Source organism: Candidatus Methylomirabilota bacterium (genome assembly GCA_035315345.1).
GTDB lineage: Bacteria > Methylomirabilota > Methylomirabilia > Rokubacteriales > CSP1-6 > CAMLFJ01.
The window spans coordinates 1-2692 of sequence record DATFYA010000081.1 but is presented as its reverse complement, the minus strand read 5'-3'; the positions used below and the strand labels follow the sequence as shown (position 1 = coordinate 2692).

At 68.8% G+C, this 2692-nt stretch carries 3 protein-coding genes; 2 read left to right on the top strand and 1 reads right to left on the bottom strand.

Annotated elements, in window-relative coordinates; translation table 11 throughout:
* Positions 1–90 precede the first annotated feature (90 nt).
* Positions 91–897, bottom strand: coding sequence for a ThuA domain-containing protein (locus VKN16_09920; GenBank protein ID HME94519.1), 807 nt, complete (start codon positions 895–897; stop codon positions 91–93).
* 248 nt (positions 898–1145) lie between these two features.
* Between VKN16_09920 and VKN16_09915 the strand changes: the two genes are divergently transcribed.
* Both VKN16_09915 and VKN16_09910 read left to right on the top strand, forming a co-directional pair.
* Positions 1146–2390, top strand: a complete 1245-nt coding sequence (locus VKN16_09915) for an IS256 family transposase (protein HME94518.1) — start codon at positions 1146–1148, stop codon at positions 2388–2390.
* 49 nt (positions 2391–2439) lie between these two features.
* Positions 2440–2692, top strand: a 253-nt coding sequence (locus VKN16_09910) for a hypothetical protein (protein HME94517.1), incomplete at its 3' end; no start/stop codon positions are given.

The following is a 2692-nucleotide window of genomic DNA, read 5'->3' as shown; positions in this document are numbered from 1 at the left end:
ATCATTATGTGCGAGTATCCATTAACGGGAAACGGAACAACCAGTGTGCGACCGACGATGTGACGCGAAAGCTGCTACTCCTGCGCTGGGCTAGGCGCGGACGCCCCACGCGATGGCGTTCTGGAGCAGAACCCTGAATGGATCGGCCTCCCAGGACCCGCGGAACGTGAGCGGCGCGGTGTCCGCGGGGTCGGCCCGCGGTCCGCGGATGGCGGGGTTGTGGCAGTGCCCCAGGGCAATGTAGGTGACGCCGCCCGCGCCCACGTCGCGCGTGTAGCCGAGCACGCGGGTCCGGCCGTCGGGCAAGAGCGACGTGTCGGAGGCGTAGAGCGTGCCGATCGTCGGCGACGTGACGCCGGCGCCGTAGTCGGCCGTCAGCACGATCCGCGTCGCCGTGGGGTCCTGGAGCTCGATGAAGTACGGCTCGTCCTCGACGTCGAAGGACGCGGGCAGCCCCCGCGTGAGGCCGGCGGCGCCGCCGGCCACGTCGACCTGGATCTTGCAGATCGGCGGATGCGTCAGGAAGTAGCTGCCGAGAAGGGCGTGGTGCTCGAGCTTCACGGTTCGGCGCTGCCGGGAGCCCTCGACGCGCTCGGCGCGGCCGCCACTCGTGCCGTGCAGGGCCAGCCACCGGCCGCCGTCCTCCATCCAGCGCCGGATGGCGCCGCACTGCGCGGCGTCCGGATACGGGCCCGCCACGTAGGTGATGAGGAGCCGGCTCACGGGCAGCCACTTCTCGACGTCGCCGAAGTCATTGGCGACCGAGGCCGGGACCTCCTGCTCGGCCAGGAGCTGGAGGAGCTGAAGGCGGGCGTAGTCGTGATCGTGGCCGGCGCTCGCGCCGGGCGGAAATCCGCCGGCGACGAGATGGGCGCGCTTCGATGTCGTGTGCGTCATGGAGCCTCCTCACGGATCTGATCTGGCCGACAGGTAGCACGCGCGGCGCGCGGGTGTCAAACGGCCGCGCGGAGCGGTAGTGTCTCAGTTTGTCAAACTGAGACACTACCCGATCCAGGCTACCTCCGGACGGGAGTGGGGGAGGTAGCCTCAGGGGGTGTGTAAACGAAGAACAGGCGGTGTAGCCTTCGGGGACCACCAACCCGAACCGCGGGCGCTGCGAACGCCCGCCGAAGGAGACACCGCCCATGAAGGAGCAGAGCATCATCGAGGTCGCGGCGTCAAGGCCTGGCTGGGACGCGCTGGAGCGGTACGCGCGGGAGGGAATCCAGCGGTGGCTGCAGCAGTTGCTGGAGGAGGAGGTGGAGGAGGCCTTGGGGCGGCGGCGATATGAGCGGCGGGAGGGCGTCGATGCCGCGCCGGGGTATCGGAACGGGGTGGGCAAGCCGCGCCGGCTCAGTCTGATGAGCGGCACCATCACGGTACGGCGGCCGCGGGTGCGTGGATTGGCGGCGCGCTTCGAGAGCCAGCTGCTGCCGTTGTTCAAGCGGCGCACGGAGGAAGTGGGACGGCTGTTGCCCGAGTTGTACTTGCACGGGCTGGCCCAGGGCGATTTCGATCTGGCCTTGCGGGGGTTGCTGGGCACGGGCGCGCCGTTGTCGGCGGCCTCGATCGCGCGGCTGAAGGCCGGCTGGCAGGCGGAGTACGAGACGTGGAAGCGGCGGCGGCTGGACGACCTCGAGCCTGTGTACGTCTGGGCCGATGGCATCTACGTCAAGGCGGGGCTGGAGAAGGACAAGGCGGCGATGCTGGTGCTGATCGCGGGGCTGCGCGACGGACAAAAGGTCGTGCTCGCGGTGGAGAGCGGGTATCGCGAATCGACGGAGAGCTGGGCCGCGCTGCTCCGGGATCTCAAGGCGCGCGGGCTGCGGGCCCCGCGGCTGGTGATTGCCGACGGGCATCTCGGGATCTGGGGGGCGGTAGCGAGCGTGTTCCCGACGGCCGAGGAGCAGCGCTGCTGGAATCACCGGATCGTCAACGTGCTCGACACGCTGCCGAAGACACTGCAGGGCGACGCGCGCGCGCTGCTCACGCAGATCCCCTACGCCGAGACGCGCGCGGAGGCCGAGCGGCAGCAGCGGGCGTTCCAGGCGTGGGCCACGAAGAAGGGGGTCGCCGCCGCGGGCCAGCGCCTAGCCGAGGACTGGGAGCGGCTCGTGACGTTCTACGCGTTCCCGCAAGCGCACTGGAAGCATCTGCGCACGACCAACGTGGTGGAGTCACCCTTCGCCGCGGTGCGGCTGCGGACGGGGGCGGCGAAGCGGTTCAAGAAGGTCGAGAACGCGACCGCCGTGATCTGGAAGACCTTGGGCGTCGCCGAACAACGCTTCCGCCGGCTCGACGCGCCCGAGCTCTTGCCGGACGTGGCCGAGGGCGTCGTGTACGTCGACGGAGAGCGTGTGAAACGGGGCAACGAGAAGGCCGCCGCCTGATCTTCTTTTACACACCTATTGACAAGACCTCGCCGTCGCGTTCGTTCCCTTGATCGGCGAGCAGGGCTGGCCGGACCAGGATCTGGGTGACGTCCGGATCACGACACAGAGCGTGCTGATCACTCGGATCGGCGTGCACGGGTACGGCAGGCAAGGAGGCTCGAACGGGGCGGGCTGTTCCAATTACGCCGCGAATGGCAGGGACATCACGAGCATCAGCGTCATCGCCGGAGCCGGCGCATTTCGTAATGGAGCGCAAGATGACGCTGACCATCAAACGCTTGGTGGAGGAGCAGCGTTAA